The sequence below is a fragment of the Nostoc cf. commune SO-36 genome (genome assembly GCF_023734775.1).
Taxonomy (GTDB): domain Bacteria; phylum Cyanobacteriota; class Cyanobacteriia; order Cyanobacteriales; family Nostocaceae; genus Nostoc; species Nostoc commune_A.
Map to the genome: position 1 here is coordinate 2,061,738 of NZ_AP025732.1, position 18,794 is coordinate 2,080,531.

Below are 18,794 nucleotides of genomic sequence, written 5' to 3' on the forward strand. Positions count from 1 at the left end.
AGCTAGGTAGAAATTGCCGAGTTATTTAGTTTACATTCATTTTCATCTAGCAAAAGCAAGCGATCAAGAAATGTAAAGAGGTTACATTGCAACCTATCTACTGCAAATGTTGCAAAATGTAAGTAGTCTTGACAAACAAAGCCTGAAACTATGCCCCTCACCGTCGAAGCTAGCAGCTTATCTCTCAATGATATTCATCGCTTTCTCAAATTAGAAGAACTTTCCAATGGTTCATTTACAGACTTTTTAAGTCTAGAACCACTCTCTGAGTTTGAACAGCAGGATTTATTGCGAATCAGAAATGACTTCCGTCGCTATTTAAGCGCAGGTAAAATTTCTGAAGGCTTGGTTAAATTTATAACGATCGCACCATTAATGCGGTTAGCTGGATTTTACGATGTGCCGATTCGGTTGACAATGGAAGATAGCATTGCGATCGCAGTCGAAGATGAAGACAGAAGAATTACCGGACGGATGGATATTTTAGCAATCAACAGTCCTCAAAGTAATATTGCGCCGCCTTTTTGGGTTCTAGTGATTGAAACAAAAAATAGTTCGGTCAATGTGATTGAGGGTTTACCTCAATTACTCACTTATGCTTTTAAAAGTTTAGATCAACAGCCATCAGTTTGGGGTTTGGTAACTAATGGACAGCTTTATCAATTTGTTTATTTAAGACATGACAACCAGTCAACTTATGAATTGATGCCATTATTAAATTTGAGTCAATCTCCAGATGCAATTGAGTTATTGCAAGTATTCAAAGCCATTTGTAAGTTACCAAGTTTTCAGTAAATAAATCGCGGGGCGATCGCTGATGTCTGAACCTGCTACTCTAGAAATCATCTCTGATGGTATCTCAGAGGACGAAGTTATTTTTCCTCCTGGCGATATACTGAGTGACGAACCACCCTTGGAAAGTGACCCACACCGAGAACAAATTGATTTGCTGATTCGCATACTTAAATTGTGGTGGCGAGAGAGGCAAGATTTTTATGCTTCTGGCAATTTGACGATTTACTATAGTCCTAACCAGAAAAAATCAGAATATTTCCGTGGCCCAGACTTTTTTGTAGTTTTGGGAACCCAAAAAAAGACCGTAAGAGTTGGGTAGTTTCGCAAGAAGACGGCAAATATCCCAATCTGATTGTGGAAATTTTGTCAAGTTCAACCACAGCAGTTGATAAAGGTTTAAAAAAACAAGTTTACCAAGATACCTTCCGTACACCAGATTATTTCTGGTTTGACCCTGTAACAATGGAACTTCAGGGGTTTCATCTAGTTGATGGTAAGTATCAAGAAATTCAAGTAACCACTGATGGCCGTTTGTGGAGTCAGCAGTTAGAACTTTATTTGGGAGTTTATGAAGGTAAATTAAGATTCTTCACTACTGAAAATGAATTGATACTATCATCAGAAGAATTGGTGGAACTTGAACATTTACGCGCCCAACAGGCGGAAGAACGCGCCCAACAAGCAGAGCAAGAAATTGCTCGACTGCGGGAGGTTTTACGTACACAGGGCATCGACCTAGAGAATATTTAATGACATCAGGAAATTAATTAAAGACACTTTCAAGTTAATATCTAGTTATTAGTGTGTAAAAAAAGCGTTATCTTCTGAAAGTAGGGCATCGTTTGCAAGCAAAAGAAATTAAGGATCAGCTAAAGTCCCTTACCCTCCAAGCCTCCTCGATAGATCATAATTTAGCGAGAAGATTAGATGAAATCAATCGTTGGGTAAAAGATATCAAACCAGGTTCCCTGACTGCAAAACCCTTTGTCACTGCCTTTCTCTTAGAGGTAATTACGGATTCGACAATTTGGCTGATAATCAAATCCTTACCTTCAGAAGAAGAACAAAAAGCAAAGTTCGAGCTTATGACGCCCATTGAGAGATATTGGTATGGTTATCTCTTTCCCAGATGGTTCAATGCAAGTGACTCCAAGTTTTATATTTGGAAACAAAAACTGATGGCAGGCGAATTTAATCAGGTCGATCATGATATCATTAAATCTATAGCCCAAGATATTGTCAGTCGAGAAGGTAGTTTTTGGCAGCGTTATATAGCCGACCTTTCTATGGCAACAGATTTAATTGTTAGTCGTAACAATGAACCACTGTGCATTCAAGTTACTAGTGTTAGCGAAGAACTAAATCAACAAAAGTACGAAGCTTGGCAAAATACACTGCGATCGTGGGAAATCGAAAGGGGGCTGTTCTTAAGTTACAATCCCAAGGATGCTAATTTTGTGAACCAGTTAGTCAACGTGGCCCTGTATAACAGTGATTACCTTTCTGGTGGCAAATATTTAAAATTTTCGTGAATTTTCAGGAATTTGATACTTCGGGTTTGTGTTCTAGCCTATATACTTACGTGCTAATTAGAGCTTTTATGGCTAACAAAAGAGAAACTCACTGCAACAATCAAGTAGATACATTTGCTGAAGCTTTAGCAACAGCGCGACAAATGCAGCAGAACTGGTTAACTTATGGAGTTGATTTTGTCAATATTTATGTTGAAGATGTGGAGGGAGACTGGCTAGAAACGTGGGGACATGACGAAATATTAGGTAATTTTCAATTAGATACTATTAAGGAATTCTTGGTAAGTAATGATAGTGTAGCTGTTAGGGTAAGACAGCATTTAGGAGAGCGATCGCTATTTGATTTTGCACTAAACTTAGATGAATCTTGGAGAATTTCCCAAACCAATGACAGGCTATCTGCTGTAAAAAATCTGCTAGCTGGTGAAGAAAATAGTATTAATACAGATGATATCAGGTTACTGGATTTAGCAAATACTCTGGTAGTAAAGTTAGCAGAGATTTTGTGAAATTTGGAATTATATTTTCGTAAATTACTTTCAGAGGCTATTTACATTTATTCCTCACGTTGAAGCATTCATAAGAAAGTTGGAGCATTTGTTGCAAACGTTAAATATTTTCTTATAAATGTTGAAACAATTGTTACTCACGTTAAAACTTTGGTTAATAACGTTGAAAGTTTTCCCTTAAGAAAGTATTTGAGAAAAGTATCGAGAAATTCACTGAAGCAGCCCTTGTAAAAATGGATAAGCTGCGGAAAAAATTCCCTGTCCCGACTGAGTGGACTTTTAATCCTTGAGTATAAAAACTATCGAGATATCCTGTTCCCGATAGGTTACAGCGCTTCCCGCTATTATGCAATACAGTTTTTCTTATTGCCTCTCTCCTAACATAGCTTTTAGCTTTGAGGATGTACCTCATAGCTGCCGGAAGTGCTGTATATCTCAGCCAATGCCAAGTAAACAATTTGTTACCTGTGTCTTTGCTACATTTATTACCTTAGACAGAATACAATAAATAATGTCTATAGCGTTTCAACCGAGAAAGTCTCAACAATACTGATTTAATTTATGAGACTGTTTTATACAGTCATTCACAAGCAAAACTGAATCAAAACCGTTTAAGCACTTAGAGACGCTAAGAGACTAACAGATACTTCGAGAACTGGTTAGCGTTTTATTTCCCACTTCCACTAGAAATTCCCAGACCAATGTAAAGTCAAGAATTTACCTTTAAATACCGAGGTATTAAATTATGCAAGAAATTGAAAGATTCTTTAGCAACTTCTTCAGTGGCATAATCAACCGCTTTAAGTATTCTGCGATGGATGCTGCTGATCGGAAAATGAGAGAAACTATCGACGATCAGCTTGAACAACGGCGACAAAAGTCTCAGCCCAAGGATCAAGAAGACCGCCAGTAGGCTTTAAAAACAGCAAGATTTTTATCACTAACAAGCATAGCGTTGTCCAATTGTTGAGTGGGCAGCGCTATTTTCTTCCAGTCACTCAAGCAACTACAACTTTTCAGAATATGCTAACCTAGTATGGTTAACTAATCTCGCACATCTAAGAATTCGGGTGTTTCCCAGTTGGGAAATACACTTGGATGGAGGTTTAACCCGAATCGGAGTTGAAAAATATATGCCAGTAGTTTCATTGGCTCAAATGATGGAGTCAGGGGTTCACTTTGGGCATCAGACCCGGCGTTGGAACCCGAAAATGTCTCCTTACATTTATACTTCCCGCAATGGTGTGCATATTATCGACTTGGTGCAAACTGCCCAGTTGATGGATAATGCTTACAACTACATGCGATCGCACGCGGAACAAGGAAAGAAATTTCTTTTCGTCGGCACAAAGCGCCAAGCAGCTGGAATTATTGCCCAAGAAGCCAGCCGTTGTGGTTCCCACTACATTAACCAACGCTGGTTGGGTGGAATGTTAACCAACTGGGCAACCATCAAAACACGGGTAGACCGCCTGAAAGATTTAGAACGCCGTGAAGAAACTGGCGCACTAGATTTATTACCGAAAAAAGAAGCATCAATGCTACGTCGGGAAATGACGAAGCTTCAGAAATACTTAGGCGGCATTAAAACAATGCGGAAAGTGCCCGATATCGTGGTAATTGTAGACCAACGTCGGGAATATAACGCAGTTCAAGAATGCCAAAAGCTGAATATTCCCATTGTGTCCATGTTGGATACAAACTGTGACCCCGATGTAGTAGATATCCCCATCCCAGCCAACGACGATGCTATCAGGTCAATCAAGCTGATAGTCGGAAAATTGGCGGATGCCATTTATGAAGGTCGTCACGGTCAGCTTGAGGCTGAAGATGATTACGAAGATTATGACGGTAGTGAGTATGACGATGACTACGAAGAAACCGAATATACTGATGCCGTAATTCCCGACGAGGAAACAGAGGAATAAGCAAAGCCGGGGTGAAGTAAGTGTGCAGCAGAGGGCGGTTATTTGCAGAATCGCAATAATCCGCCCTTGTCTGCGGCATAAGGTAGGCAAAGGTAGAGGCGAAAAAAAACTCATACCTGATAACTTCATTATTTTTTCTCCCCCAGCCCTGAGTAAGATAGAAATACTCAACACCCGTGAGCGATTACAACTCGAGGTCAAGTTAGGAATTGAGGCAAAATGGCGGAAATATCTGCAAAACTCGTCCAAGAGCTACGCCAAAAAACTGGTGCCGGCATGATGGACTGCAAAAAAGCGCTGATAGAGACTGAAGGCAACGTAGAAGAAGCCGCAGACTGGCTACGGAAAAAGGGCATCTCTAAAGCGGGGGCAAAAAGCGATCGCATTGCGGCAGAAGGTCTAGTAGACACTTACATTCAGCCAGGTGGTCGAGTGGGTGTACTCATCGAAGTCAACTGCCAAACCGACTTTGTTGCTCGTAACGAGGCTTTTAAAGCTTTAGTTAAGAACCTGGCAAAGCAAGCAGCGACAGTTGATAGTGTTGAGTCTTTGCTGGCTCAACCCTATATTGAGAATGAAAGTGCGACTGTAGAAGAATCCATCAAGCAAACTATTGCCACCCTTGGTGAAAACATCCAAGTGCGCCGCTTTGTTAATTTTGCAATAGCAGAAGGCACACAAGGCGTAGTAGACAGCTACATTCACACTGGCGGTCGAGTTGGTGTATTAGTAGAACTGGGTTCCCAAACTGAGTCAGTGGCTGCTAACTCAGAATTTCAAAGCTTGGCACGGAACACTGCAATGCAAGTTGCCGCTTGTCCAAATGTGGAGTATGTAAGCGTAGACCAAATCCCCGCCGAAATCGCCCAAAAAGAAAAAGACATTGAAATGGGCAAGGATGATTTGGCAAACAAGCCAGATAACATCAAAGAAAAGATTGTTCAGGGACGGATTGAAAAACGCCTGAAAGAATTGACTTTGATCGATCAGCCTTACATCCGCGATCAGAGTATTTCCGTGGAAGACCTTTTTAAGCAATCAAAGGCTCAATTAGGCGGAGATATTCAAGTGACTCGCTTTGTCCGTTATATACTGGGCGAAGGTATTGAAAAGCAAGAAATTAGCTTTGCTGATGAAGTTGCTGCACAAATGGGCAGCAAGTAATATTAGTCATTGGTCATTAGTCATTAGTCTTTACCAAGGACAAATGACTAATGACTAATGACTCTTTAGCAAACAGGTCAAGCAAATCGCCTGACCTGTATTTTATTTAATACAGACGCAAGATATTTGCATTTAATTTAAAATCTAAAATCCTCTGTAAAATTATCCGAAAATAAATTCGTACATTTGTACTATGTAATAGTTCACATGGACAAGAACGAAAAGATATGGCAAGAGCAATCGAGCGAATTGAACGGGATATTGCAGCACTCAAAGAAGCGATCCGCGCGATCGCAGTAGAACTAGAAAATGCTTATGTTAGTTATCTAGCCACCTTGGGGTTAGCTGTACGAAAACAGTTGATTCTCGCAAGTTACCACCTCTGTACTCAAGGATATCCCGAAAACTTTTTGCATTTGTCATTAAATCAGCGCCAACAATTGCAACAAGCCATCCGCAAGTTGGGCCAACTGGCAGCTGAAGAGTTGCTTGCCTGTATTAAAAGTGAAGCAGGGGGGGATGAAGGGGATGAGGGGGATGAAGAAGATGAGGAAGTAACATCCTCTTCATCTTCAGTATTTCTGGACACCTCTAATCCTATAGAGTTGGCAAAATGGCAACAGAACTTAGAAGAGGTCACGCAAGAGATATTAAAAAAACTTTCGCATGATGCTAATGTTTTATTACAAAAAGCTGGGGTATTACCCAAAAAATTACCAGAACCGATTTTAGCAGCCGCAGCTGCGGCATCAGAAGCATCTGCTGAGGTAATGCCAGGGCCACCCAATTTATTAAACTTAGTGATTGAAATTGAAAATGAGCAGCAGTCAGAAGATTCTAGACTGACACAAATTATGGCTATTAACCTGCGGTTAGGAGAAATTGAATTTGCTGATGTAAATCTCTCGTCTGAGCGTAGGCAAATCCGCAGTACTTTAGTTAAACTAAACAAGCTAGGACGAGAGTATCAAAAGAGACATCAAGAAAAGGCAATTGCTGAAGCTGAAGCTGCATGGCGTGCTAGTTGGTTTGAGGATTAGTCATTTGTCCTACCCTACGGGTTGCCTTTGGCGGCTCTATGTCCTTTGTCCAAAGTCAAATGACCAATGACCAATGACTAATGACTAATGACCAATGATTAATGAAAAACCAGATTGGATACGATTGCATAAAGCCTTGGCAATAGAAGCTGAACGTGGCTTTACAGACTTGATGGGCAGACAATACCGTTTCAGTGAGTTTCTGAGCCTAACTTTGGGCAAATTCCCAACAGGCTTACCCCAAACTGAACGCCGCCGTTGGCAAGGACTAGCGGTGCAATTTGCTAGTTATCCACATTTAGCACTGGAAGAAAGACAACATTTAGTAGCAGAGACTCGTAGGTATCTTTCGCAATTACAGCAAGAGGAGCAGGGGAGCAGAGGAGCAGAGGAGCAAGGGAGAATTTATAAATCCAAAACTCAAAATCCCAAATCTCCAATTGTTACTGAGGTAAGTCGGAGACTTGCACCGAAAATTGACCAAAAACTCAGCGATTTACCAGAGATAGGCTTTAAAAAAGCTGATAATTTGGCACGGCTTGGTTTACATACTGTCCGTGACTTGCTTTTCTACTATCCTCGTGACCACATTGATTATGCGCGTCAGGTGAATATCCGCGAGTTACAGGCGGGTGAGACGGTGACAATAGTGGCTACAGTGAAGCGTTGCAACTGCTTTACTAGCCCTAAAAATCAGAAATTATCAATTTTAGAGCTGGTAGTAAAAGATAATAGCGGTCAAATTAAAATTGGTCGTTTTTACGCAGGTACGCGCTTTAGTAGTCGCGCTTGGCAAGAAAGTTTAAAACGTCGTTATGCAGTAGGTAGTATTCTGGCGGCCTGTGGATTGGTGAAAGAAAGTAAATACGGCTTGACACTAGATAATCCAGAACTAGAGGTTTTGGCAAGTCCAGGAGATACGATTGAGTCGCTGAATATTGGGCGAGTAGTGCCAATTTATGGACTGACTGAAGGCGTGGTGGCGAATACAGTGCGACAGGCGGTAATTACTGCTTTGCCTGCTGCGGCTAACCTGAAAGACCCTCTGCCAAGTGGTTTACGACAGAAGTATGGTTTGATGGAATTGAAAGATGCGATCGCTAATATCCATTTTCCCAGTGATAGCGCCGCTCTACAAGTTGCCCGTCGTCGCCTTGTTTTTGATGAATTTTTCTATCTACAACTTGGTTTACTGCAACGTCAACAGCAAGCAAGAGCGATTCAAACCAGCGCCATCCTTGTCCCACGCGGTCAACTTGTAGAGAAATTCCACGAAATATTACCTTTTCAACTTACTGGCGCACAGCAACGAGTTCTCAACGACATCCTCAACGATTTACAAAAACCTGTGCCAATGAATCGTTTGGTGCAAGGCGATGTTGGTTCTGGTAAAACGGTTGTCGCCGTGTTAGCTATCCTCGCAGCAATTCAATCTGGCTACCAAGCGGCACTGATGGCTCCCACAGAAGTTTTGGCAGAACAACATTATCGTAAGTTGGTTAGTTGGTTTAACCTCCTACATTTACCAGTGGAATTACTGACAGGTTCCACTAAAACTGCTAAACGAAGACAAATACATTCTCAGTTAGGGACTGGTGAATTGCCCCTGTTAGTGGGAACTCATGCCTTGATTCAAGACTCTGTAAACTTTCAGCAACTGGGATTAGTGGTGATAGATGAACAACATCGTTTTGGGGTAGAACAACGGGCGCGTTTGCAGCAAAAAGGCGAGCAACCCCATGTGTTAACTATGACAGCCACCCCGATTCCCAGAACCTTAGCACTGACGATACACGGGGATTTGGATGTAAGTCAGATTGATGAGTTACCACCAGGACGGCAAAAGATTCAGACAACAGTATTGTCAGGACAGCAACGCAACCATGCTTACGACCTGATCCGCCGAGAAATTGCTCAAGGTAGACAAGTTTATGTGGTTTTACCCTTGGTAGAAGAATCAGAAAAGCTGGATCTGCGATCGGCAACAGAGGAGCATCAAAAGCTACAAGAAAGTGTTTTTCCCGATTTTCAAGTAGGGCTACTACATGGTCGCATGAGTTCAGCCGATAAGGATGAAGCAATTACTAAATTCCGCGATAACCAAACGCAGATTTTGGTTTCTACTACAGTTGTTGAAGTGGGTGTAGACGTACCCAATGCGACAGTAATGCTCATTGAAAATGCAGAGCGATTTGGCTTATCACAACTACACCAACTGCGGGGGCGTGTTGGTCGTGGCGCAGCTCAGTCTTACTGTCTGTTGATGAGCAGTTCTAGGAATCCTGATGCTCAACAACGGTTGAAGGTATTGGAACAATCTCAGGATGGTTTTTTCATCTCTGAAATGGATATGCGTTTTCGCGGCCCAGGGCAAGTACTGGGAACTCGCCAATCTGGAGTGCCAGATTTTACCTTAGCAAGTTTGGTTGAAGATGAGGAAGTTTTACTTTTAGCACGACAAGCAGCAGAGAAAATAATAGAGATGGATGCAACTTTAGAGCGTTGGTATTTGATGAAAGAAGAGTTGAAATATCGGTATGAGCGGTTGATGGGTGGGGCGATTTTGACATAATATATCAAATGCCGACGAACTCTGTGCTGTTCGCCTCTAGCCTATGGCTGATTAATTTTAAATTTTAGATATTAGGTTATATTAAAAAAATACAATATCAGGTTCCAGAGTATTTGCATACATCCTATAGGAAGATGCCCTATACATATAATAATAGGTAAATTAATGCGGGATGTTGTTATGCACTGGATTTATATAAAGGTTTGGCTCACCGCCAAACCTTTTTTTATATACAGCAGTTTGCAAGTAACATCAGGATCGGTTAAAAACTTGTAATATTTCTAGGTTGAGTTGAGGAACGAAACCCAACATTTTCCAGCCTTTGTTGGGTAACACTAAAGTTCAACCCAACCTACAATTATTCTTAACCCAAGCGTATTGGGATATAAGCATCTGTTAATAGTTAAGTTTTATAATATTTATGTGAAAGTAAAGTTAAAAACTAAAAGTACTTCGCAGAATGCCGACGGTAACTGAGTCACTATCTGGTGTATTACCAGGTTGTAAAATATGAATTACTCCTGGTGTAATGCTGATATTATCTGTTAGCTGAAAACGATAAAATGCCTCAATTTGAGTGGTTGTTCCTGGTTGTCCACCTGCACGTCCTAAACCAGTATTAACAAAATCAGGGACATTATTCCCTATTGGTAAGTCGCTACTGGTGATTTTAGGAGGTTGACCGACATAAATTCCCCCTAAATTTCCTCTAGCAAATAAGTCGGGGAAATTCAGAAACACCATATAATTTGTCGTCTCTACATGTCCCGATAGCCCAGGAATATAAGATTTAGTATAACCACCCCATGCACCTGCGCTAATGTAGGGAGAAATTTGCCAAGTTACAGTCGCACCTATGGCGTTGGTTTGTAGGGGTGCTGATTTCCCGGTAGTGGTATTAACCGCAGTTAAGCATTCATCACCAACAAAGGTTAGTAAACAGCCATCGGAAGAGTAATTGTTAACGTAATACAAACTTAAATCTAGAGTATCGGTTGGTGTCAGCAGCAATTGGACACCTGTAGTAGTGGTTCCATCAAATAAACCGCTATTTTTACCAGGGTTTCCTGGTAGATAACTAGTATAAATTGCCTGTAAACTAGCGCGTTTAGCAAATTGCCAATCAATAGCTATACCGCCGTGACCATATCCCATATTTAAAATTGGGTTTCTTTGGGCAAAATAAGACAATGGCCCAGTTGCAGCACTTTCTACCCGATTGGGGCCTCGGAAAGCAGCTGGCATACTTACGCCTTCTGTTCCCACCATTACTGCTAAGTTATCTGTCACCAACCAATGAAAATTGAGGTCACTTACAATCAAGCTATCTGTAGGAAATTCGTAGCCAAGTAAAACATCATTTCGGGAAACACTATTGGTAAATCTAGGTGTAGTTTTTCCTCTACCATCTATAAGACCTGTAAACAAGTAACTAGTAGGAGTGATTTGGCTAGTTAAATACAGTTGCGCCAGTGATAGGACATTAGTGTTTGTCCCTGCATCATCCGTATCTTTTTGTCCATCTCTAGGGTTAACATCACCACGATTGTTAGTCCGTCCTTGAATGCCAACTATCAGTAGTCCACTGAGTTTGGTTGTGGTTGAGAATTGATTGGCTTCAATTTCAGTCGTTTTGGCTTCTAAGCTATCGACACGACCCCGCAAAGTTGCTAATTCTGGGGCAAATTCTGACTGCAATTTTTGTAATATTGCTAAATCTTCGCGGGTGGCTAAATCGCTGGTGGCTGTAGCAATTAATTCGTTAACTCTATCTAAACAAGCATTCACACCCGCAGCAAATTCGTACCGAGTTAAGGCGCGATTACCGCGATAGCTGCTATCTGGATAGCCAGCTATACAACCATAGCGTTCTACCAAAGACTGCAATGCTTGGAATGCCCAATCGTTGGGTTGTACGTCCTTGAGTTGAGAAACCGATGTAACTTGCGCCATCGGTTCTTCTAGGGAGAGAGATGAGGGAATAATATTATCGCCCTTAACTCCTAACTGCTGAGTAATTTCTGTATTTATGTACTCTTGTGCTAGTGCTTTTTGTGCAACTCCATTTACTCCCGCAATTAGTAACCATGCAAGCATCCAGGTTTGGCGATGACTGCGGCTAATAAGTATACCTTTCAACTTTTTACACTCTGCTCACATACTTAAGCGAAGAGTGTATCCGCGATTATCTATTATTTACATGGGCACATTTACGGATTTTGTTCCAAATTAGACTCAATGCTTCTGGGCAAGTTCTGAAAGGGCGAGTATAACAGGGTATTGGATATTGGGGCTGGACACTAGGTACTGGGTATTGAGGACTAGGAAAGAGTTTTCTCAATCCCTAATCCCTAATCCCAGTCTCTAATTCCTAATCCCTAATCCCTAATCCCTAATTCTTAATCTATGGCAAATCGCTCACGCAAGCCCACGCCAAAAGGCTCGAAACTAAATCAACCTCGTGCTGGTGGGATGAAACGTGTCGCTAAAAACCCCCAGAAAAAGCTAAAACGGGGGAGTTGGTTGTCATCAATGCTAGCGATTGCAATTCTCTTAAGTAGTGCTAGTCTAATTATGGCTTTTGCCTGGATTAGTGTTCTCTTCATCTTCAATCCAGATCAAGTAAGCTGGCTAAATAAAATTTTACCTGCATGGGCACAAATTCCCCTTGGTAATCACGAACGCCCCCAAACTCTCAAACAAATTCAATTAGATTTGAGTCGAAAAAACCAAATATTTGGGGAAACTCTGCCTATAAATCAAAATGCGAAAAACTCATTTTTATTGCCAGTTTTTCAACAGCGTGCTAATTGTCAATCTGATTGTAAAGAACTTGTGGAACTCAGGGTTTACCAGCTATCAGAGGAGTTAGAGTTTAAATCTCAGTCAGAAAATTACTACTATCTAGCAACTCAATTACCTGTAACTGGGCCAGAAGAATCCTTTGTGATTTCTCCGTTGCTTGATGAGACATCAGAACCCGATGTCAGTATTTCCCTACCTTTAACTGAAGTGCAACGCTTTGAAGGTGGCACGCCATCACCAGGGGTTTGGTTTGATTTGCGGGGTAAACGCCAACAAGGAACTGGTACTATCACTTATGGTCAAGTTATATACTACAATCTAGAACGCACGAATTTATTACAAATGTTGTATTGGACTAGTCCTAATGGACAATTACCCAAATGGCAGCAGGTAACTGGTGATGGTACAAAAGAGTTAGTTGTTGATCAAAGTATAGGTTTAGAAACGCACTTACAGGTTTACCAAGTCAAGCCTTTGAAGTTATTCTTTAAACCAATTCAACTGGAGGCGATTACCCTTAAATCATCAGTCCTCAAGGATTCTGCATATCAAAACGCCCTGTCAATTGCCCGTAGTGGACTGTGGACACCAGCCTTTGAATGGTTAAAGTTCATCAAAAAACAGCGCAAAGGAATTTGGACAGAGGCGGCGCAAGCCCAAATGGATTTGATTCGCTTCCATTCCCAACTTACTAAAACCCAAGCCGAGAAAACTTGGGCAAGTCCTAGTCAAGAAGTGCTGGCAGATTTGATTGATGGTCGTTGGGAGAAAGCATTACAGGTATTTGAAGCATCGCCACATAATGCCCAAGAAATTGCTACTCTACTCAAAGCTGATGAAAAACGGTTGTGGAATCGCACAGCAGAGGCGTTGCGGGTGAACCCTAATAGACGAGAGGTGCAAGCTTGGTTTGCCTTGATTTTAAAAGTTCAGCAAGGAGAAGAACATGCTGATTCTTGGTTAAGGGCGCAACCAAAAATTACAAAAGATAATCTTGCCTATATTCAAGGTCTGTTAGCAAGACTCAATGGTGAAGGTACATCGCAAATATCCTCTACTCACCTTAGTCAGATTGTTGGTACAGTACAACCAATCACTCAAGTTAACAATGCCGAGTGGCTGCAACCAAATTCTTCAGCAGATTTACAACTCACAGATAATCAAGTTTGGTATCAGGTGGAGGTGAGTGCATTTCATGACGGGAAACGCTGGCTAAATTCCCCCTTTGAGAATTTCAACCTACCTAAAATTGATACCGCCAAATTTTTCTGGAAAACTTTGGGAATCACTTCTGACCCAGAAATTCAGATTGTGGTTTGGTTGCCAAATGGAGAACAACAAATTACTATAGCTGCTATCAAAGCGGTGCAACTACGGGGTAAAGTTTTACGCCTTTTAGCTGCTGGCCCAAAAATTCCAGAGAATCAAAACAATGTCCTTCAACCCAAGCCTTTAGCCTTGACAAATGCAGCACTGGAATGGGTGCAACCATCTCCCATTACTCTCCAACAACTGCATCAACAAAATCCCCAAAGGGTGAAGGTAATACTATCGAGTGTGTGGCAATCTTTGCAGAAATCTCGTGAAGTTCCGGGTGGGGCTATTCCTAGCTTTGAGCAGATGCAGGAAAAGTTAGGTGATTGGCCGGTTCAAGTGGTTGATTTAACAAATAACGCTCAACCAGAAATAATACTGACTATCTCACCAGCAGCAATAGTATCTTTGAATCAGTCTACACATGAAAATCTGGGGGAAAACCCAGAGAAACGCCGTGACCGGACTATAATTTTTTCTGATAGCAATAAAGTCATTTACACCGATTTTACAGGAAATTACTCACAAAGACTATCTGCGATCGCCAAGCTTTCAGACGTGCAATCTTTAGCTTTATTAGTAGAAAACGCTCATAACTACAGTTTGAAGCGCTGGTCAACGAAAAATCAACGCTTTGAATAGCACGTCCCTGACTCAAATTTAGAATACAGAGGGCAAAAGCGTAGGCGTAGCCCGTCGTAGACATCGCTATCTAAGTAGGTAGGCACAAATAAATCTAACTATATTACAAAAGGTAAATTGCTTAAAAGCCTTGCGATTGCTTCACTCCGGGTTGCTCCGTACCCTACGGGTTCCGCCCTTGGCGGTACGCAATGACATAGTGATAAATTTCTCCGCCCACCTACTTATCAAGATTGATTTATTTTTTTGGTTAGTTTCTGCTATACGTTGGTTCTTGAGGTTTTCCAACTGCTGCAACAAGGAGTCTACCTCTGCTTGTAAATGCATCAATTTAGCTTGCTGATCGTCTTGATAATAAGACTTAGTTAACTTGCTCACCCAGGCGGCCTGGGACTCGCGATCGGAAACACTAGATAAATAAGTAGGCATCGCTAATTAAATCCACAACTTAACTCACACCATTAGAAATATTATAATAATGCTATTTTAAGCTTTATTAAATTATTGTATATTTTCAATCAACTACTCTAATGGATTTTAGTCTCAATCATAAAAGACGATCATCATAATAGCTGTGTTCCAAAAAACATTCTCCCAAGTCTGTAAAGCTTGCTTCCACTGTACGGTACTTAGGAACAGTTAATTTATAACCTGTCAATTATGGTTGTACAAATTATTATCGCCGTTTTTGGGGAATTTACGTAAGAAATTATATGTAGACTTTATCAAGAATTAGTCTAAATTATGAAAACACGTAGGGCGAAGCACTTGCGATTAGAGCAGTTTCTCGTAGATAAGGGAAGTAGAAGGCTACCAAAAAAGAGGCGACTATTGCGTATTTTCCTTTAGCAATAAAAGCCAATAGCGTGGGAAAATACACAAATAGTTCCCAAATTTATCAATAAGTACCTAAAATTACAGCCAAATACTTTTCAAGTAACTCTAGGTAATTTGTTAAACCGAAGGTCGCCGTGGCGGTTTATGATAAAGTAACGTTCTAAATAAAAATAGAAGTGAAACGCCTGCACCAGAAAAAATAATATTCTTAATAAGATTCTTTTGGATTAGGGAACTCTGAACTGGTAACTGGCAACGAAAAATTCACTTTCTTCCTCTTCCCCATTCTGCGCGTCCCGATCCCAAACTTTCTAAATATCCAATCCTTACATTAAGAAATTTTAAATACTGTGACTTTGAGCCTGTCTGTTGCTAAATCTTATCGCCAACCCTGGCCCGGACTGATAGAAGCCTATCGGGAATACTTGCCTGTCACCGAAGAAACACCGATTGTCACTTTGTTGGAGGGCAACACGCCTCTAATACCAGTGCCAGCGATCGCAGAACGTATTGGCAGACAAGTACGGGTTTTTGTAAAATACGATGGTCTTAATCCCACCGGCAGCTTCAAAGACCGGGGGATGACTATGGCAATTTCCAAGGCAAAGGAAGCAGGGGCTAAAGCAGTAATTTGTGCCAGCACGGGCAATACCTCAGCCGCCGCCGCCGCTTATGCAAGGCGTGGGGGCATGAATGCCTTTGTACTTATTCCCGACGGTTATGTAGCGCTGGGCAAATTAGCTCAAGCGTTGCTATATGGGGCAGAAGTATTGGCATTAAAGGTAATTTTGACCAAGCCCTAGAAATTGTCCGCGAGATGGCCGAAAGCTATCCGATCACTTTGGTGAATTCGGTCAATCCCTACCGCCTCGAAGGGCAGAAAACAGCAGCTTTGAAATTGTCGATGCGCTGGGTGATGCGCCAGACTGGTTGTGTATTCCCGTAGGCAATGCCGGGAATATCACAGCATATTGGATGGGTTTTTGTCAATATCACCAAGCAGAAAGTGCGATCGCTTACCCCGGATGATGGGATTCCAAGCCGCAGGTGCAGCCCCCTTAGTACATGGTCAGCCAGTAGCCAATCCCGAAACCCTAGCGACAGCAATTCGCATTGGCAACCCCGCTAGTTGGGATTTAGCGATCGCAGCACAAACCGCCAGTCAGGGAAATTTCCACGCCGTTACTGATGCCGAAATTCTCGACGCTTATCGACTTTTAGCATCATCAGAAGGTATCTTCTGCGAACCTGCTAGCGCTGCTTCTGTAGCCGGGTTATTGCAGGTGAAAGATCAAATTCCCACAGGGGCAACAGTAGTTTGCGTCCTCACAGGCAATGGTCTAAAAGATCCAGATACAGCAATCAAACACAATTACAGTCAATTTAAACAGGGTATTGCAGCAGAATTGGGCGCAGTAGCTGACGCAATGGGATTTTAGGGCATTGGGCATTGGGCATTGGGCATTGGGCATTGGGCATTAGTTATTATCCTGCTTCCCCTGCCTCCACTGCCCCTGCCCCCTGCCCACTCCCTACTTCCCCTTTTCCCCTGCCCCGGCTCGTTCGCGTGTCAAGCTATCAATAGCATCACCCAAGGCAGTAGTTAGACTATTGCGGGTTTGGGCGTGGTTGTCTTGCTCAGTTTTCAAAGCTTGTAAAAGGCGATCGCGTTCTTTAATTACAGTGATAAGTTTAGCTTGCAATTCCTCCACAGATTTGAGTTGTTCTATTTCTTGCTGGATAGCTGTGACTGGTGTAATAGTCAGTGTCTCCATCTCAAAACCTTGGAGTTTATGCAAATCTGCCTTGAGGGATGCGATCGCCTGCTGGGATAATTGGGCATCTGTGCGGCGTTGTTCTGCTTCTGTGTTATAAAGTTGACGCCATTTTTGGGCACTTTCCCAACCCGCATCGTGATCGTTTTGCAGCCCCGTCATCTGCTCTTTGAGTAGCTGGATTTCTGTTAACCACTGTTGTGTTAAATCTTGATTCATAAATTATTAGTCATTAGTCATTAGTCAATGTTCATTAGTCATTAGTCATTAGTCAAGAGTCATTAGACAAGAACTCTCCGCCTCGGTATGCTTGCTGTAAAAACATAGATGCGATCGCTACGCAAAATTTGGCACAGTAATTAAGAAACCCAATCAATTTTTACTCTAAATCATGCCAAAGCCTCGCTTTTTCCGCTTCTTTCGCCACCTCAATTGGCACACGCTCAAAAAAACTTTTGCTAGGACAACGGAAAGGCGACTTTTGGGACTTGCCTCGGAAATCGCTTATATTGCGATACTATCGCTGTTTCCAGCAATTCTTGCTATCCTCACAGCCATTGGCTTATTAGAAGAATCTTTACAAAACACCTTTAATCAACTGGCGGTGCAACTAAGCCAAGTGCTACCTGAAGAAGCCCTGGATCTAATTCGTGATTTTGCCACTACAGAAATTACCAACTCCAAAAACAGTGGTTTGTTTTCTCTGAGCTTTGTATTAGCAATTTGGACTGCTTCTGGGGCGGTGAATACGGCTATGACAGCCCTCGACCAAATCCATCAAATTCCTTCAGAAAAGATACGCCCCTTTTGGAAAGCCAAGCTCGTTTCTCTGGCATTAACAGTTGGCACTATGTTGCTTTTGATGTTGGCTTCTTTCTTAGTGTTTATTAGTGATTGGCTATTGGCAATGGTAGTGAACCAAAATAGCTCTTTAATCTTCTTGGTGCATCTTTGGCAGTTGTTACGCTGGCCTTTAGCTTTAAGTATTGTTGCTACCGCCTTTGGCTTTGTCTATCGCTATGGGCCAAGCCAGTGGAACTCAGGCACACCAATGATGCCTGGAGCAATTTTAGCAGCTGTTTTTTGGGCAATATTATCTGCCCTATTTCGGATGTATGTGGCGAATTTTGGCAATTATAATAAAGTATATGGTGCTGTAGGGGCTGTGATAGTTTTAATGCTCTGGCTGTCAATGAGCGCTGCTGTTCTGTTAATCGGCGATCAGTTGAACGTGACTGTCGGCGAAGATATGCGCTTAAAAGCGCAGTCGCCACCTAGAGAAAAATAGTAAATCCCTGAGAAATTTATTGCAAAAGCTCAGTTGGGGAGTAGAATATCTAACGATTCAATACAAAGTTAGCGATCGCTTTCATGCCTGATTCTCCTCCTGGATTTTCAATGATTGAACCTGATATTAAAGCACCAACGTTGAAGCGCTTGCGCCAGTTAAGTCGGCTGCTGGATAATGTTATTACTATTCCTGGCACACAAATTGGTTTTGGACTAGATCCAATTTTAGGACTCATACCGATTGGTGGTGATTTTTTGGGAGTCATGTTTTCTAGCTACATCATCCTAGAAGCTGCGCGGCTAGGTGTATCTAGAGCCACTTTAGGTAAAATGGTTTTGAATGTGATTATTGATGGTTTGGTAGGCGCAGTCCCCGTTTTGGGAGACTTTTTTGATTTCGCCTGGAGAGCTAACACTAATAATATCAAGCTATTAGAAGACTATTTAAAGTTTCCCAGCCAGCAAAAGAGTGCAGACAGATGGTTTATATTTGCCGTTTTGGTTGGATTGTTGTTAATATCTATTGTTTTAGTAGCATTGCCCGTGATACTAATTAGAATTTTGTGGAACGCCTTAACAGGCGGTTAAATT

13 protein-coding genes and 3 pseudogenes are annotated in these 18,794 nt (G+C 41.8%); 13 read left to right on the top strand and 3 right to left on the bottom strand.

Going from position 1 to position 18,794, the window contains the following annotated elements; genetic code table 11:
* Positions 1-150: 150 nt before the first annotated feature.
* From ANSO36C_RS09110 to recG, 9 genes and pseudogenes are all read left to right on the top strand, one after another.
* Positions 151-795, top strand: a complete 645-nt coding sequence (locus ANSO36C_RS09110) for a restriction endonuclease subunit R (protein ID WP_251959269.1) — start codon at positions 151-153, stop codon at positions 793-795.
* 22 nt (positions 796-817) lie between these two features.
* A pseudogene (locus ANSO36C_RS09115) lies at positions 818-1,545 on the top strand (Uma2 family endonuclease).
* Between the two features lie 92 nt (positions 1,546-1,637).
* The gene (locus tag ANSO36C_RS09120) at positions 1,638-2,327 is read left to right on the top strand and encodes a hypothetical protein (RefSeq protein ID WP_251959270.1); all 690 of its coding nucleotides are present in this window, start codon (positions 1,638-1,640) and stop codon (positions 2,325-2,327) included.
* A gap of 68 nt (positions 2,328-2,395) precedes the next feature.
* Positions 2,396-2,836: a hypothetical protein gene (locus tag ANSO36C_RS09125; RefSeq protein ID WP_251959271.1), complete on the top strand. Its 441-nt coding sequence runs from the start codon at positions 2,396-2,398 to the stop codon at positions 2,834-2,836.
* A gap of 745 nt (positions 2,837-3,581) precedes the next feature.
* Positions 3,582-3,749 carry a hypothetical protein gene (locus ANSO36C_RS09130; RefSeq protein WP_251959272.1) on the top strand — a complete coding sequence of 56 codons (168 nt, stop codon included), beginning with the start codon at positions 3,582-3,584 and terminating at the stop codon, positions 3,747-3,749.
* 220 nt (positions 3,750-3,969) lie between these two features.
* A complete protein-coding gene (rpsB, locus tag ANSO36C_RS09135; protein ID WP_118171584.1) occupies positions 3,970-4,764 on the top strand; it encodes a 30S ribosomal protein S2 in 795 nt (264 codons plus the stop codon).
* Between the two features lie 219 nt (positions 4,765-4,983).
* Positions 4,984-5,928 (top strand): translation elongation factor Ts, encoded by a 945-nt coding sequence (gene tsf / locus ANSO36C_RS09140; protein ID WP_251959273.1) that lies wholly within the window; start codon positions 4,984-4,986, stop codon positions 5,926-5,928.
* Between the two features lie 227 nt (positions 5,929-6,155).
* On the top strand, positions 6,156-6,968 hold the full coding sequence (locus ANSO36C_RS09145) for a hypothetical protein (RefSeq protein ID WP_251959274.1): 813 nt from the start codon (positions 6,156-6,158) through the stop codon (positions 6,966-6,968).
* 94 nt (positions 6,969-7,062) lie between these two features.
* Positions 7,063-9,540, top strand: coding sequence for an ATP-dependent DNA helicase RecG (gene recG / locus ANSO36C_RS09150; protein WP_251959275.1), 2,478 nt, complete (start codon positions 7,063-7,065; stop codon positions 9,538-9,540).
* Positions 9,541-9,975: 435 nt separating this feature from the next.
* Here the strand turns inward: recG and ANSO36C_RS09155 are convergent, their stop codons facing one another.
* The gene (locus ANSO36C_RS09155) at positions 9,976-11,637 is read right to left on the bottom strand and encodes an iron uptake porin (protein ID WP_251960288.1); all 1,662 of its coding nucleotides are present in this window, start codon (positions 11,635-11,637) and stop codon (positions 9,976-9,978) included.
* Positions 11,638-11,946: 309 nt separating this feature from the next.
* Here ANSO36C_RS09155 and ANSO36C_RS09160 point away from each other — a divergent pair, with 309 nt between their 5' ends.
* The gene (locus ANSO36C_RS09160) at positions 11,947-14,301 is read left to right on the top strand and encodes a hypothetical protein (RefSeq protein WP_251959276.1); all 2,355 of its coding nucleotides are present in this window, start codon (positions 11,947-11,949) and stop codon (positions 14,299-14,301) included.
* 243 nt (positions 14,302-14,544) lie between these two features.
* Here the strand turns inward: ANSO36C_RS09160 and ANSO36C_RS09165 are convergent.
* Positions 14,545-14,730 (bottom strand): annotated as a pseudogene (locus tag ANSO36C_RS09165) (hypothetical protein); the annotation flags it as partial.
* 758 nt (positions 14,731-15,488) lie between these two features.
* Between ANSO36C_RS09165 and thrC the strand changes: the two are divergent.
* Positions 15,489-16,577 (top strand): annotated as a pseudogene (gene thrC / locus ANSO36C_RS09170) (threonine synthase).
* A 93-nt stretch (positions 16,578-16,670) separates the two neighbouring features.
* Here the strand turns inward: thrC and ANSO36C_RS09175 are convergent.
* The gene (locus ANSO36C_RS09175) at positions 16,671-17,132 is read right to left on the bottom strand and encodes a hypothetical protein (protein WP_251959277.1); all 462 of its coding nucleotides are present in this window, start codon (positions 17,130-17,132) and stop codon (positions 16,671-16,673) included.
* Between the two features lie 172 nt (positions 17,133-17,304).
* Here ANSO36C_RS09175 and ANSO36C_RS09180 point away from each other — a divergent pair, with 172 nt between their 5' ends.
* A complete protein-coding gene (locus ANSO36C_RS09180; protein WP_251959278.1) occupies positions 17,305-18,201 on the top strand; it encodes a YihY/virulence factor BrkB family protein in 897 nt (298 codons plus the stop codon).
* A gap of 83 nt (positions 18,202-18,284) precedes the next feature.
* Positions 18,285-18,791 (top strand): DUF4112 domain-containing protein, encoded by a 507-nt coding sequence (locus ANSO36C_RS09185; protein ID WP_251959279.1) that lies wholly within the window; start codon positions 18,285-18,287, stop codon positions 18,789-18,791.
* Positions 18,792-18,794: the final 3 nt, after the last annotated feature.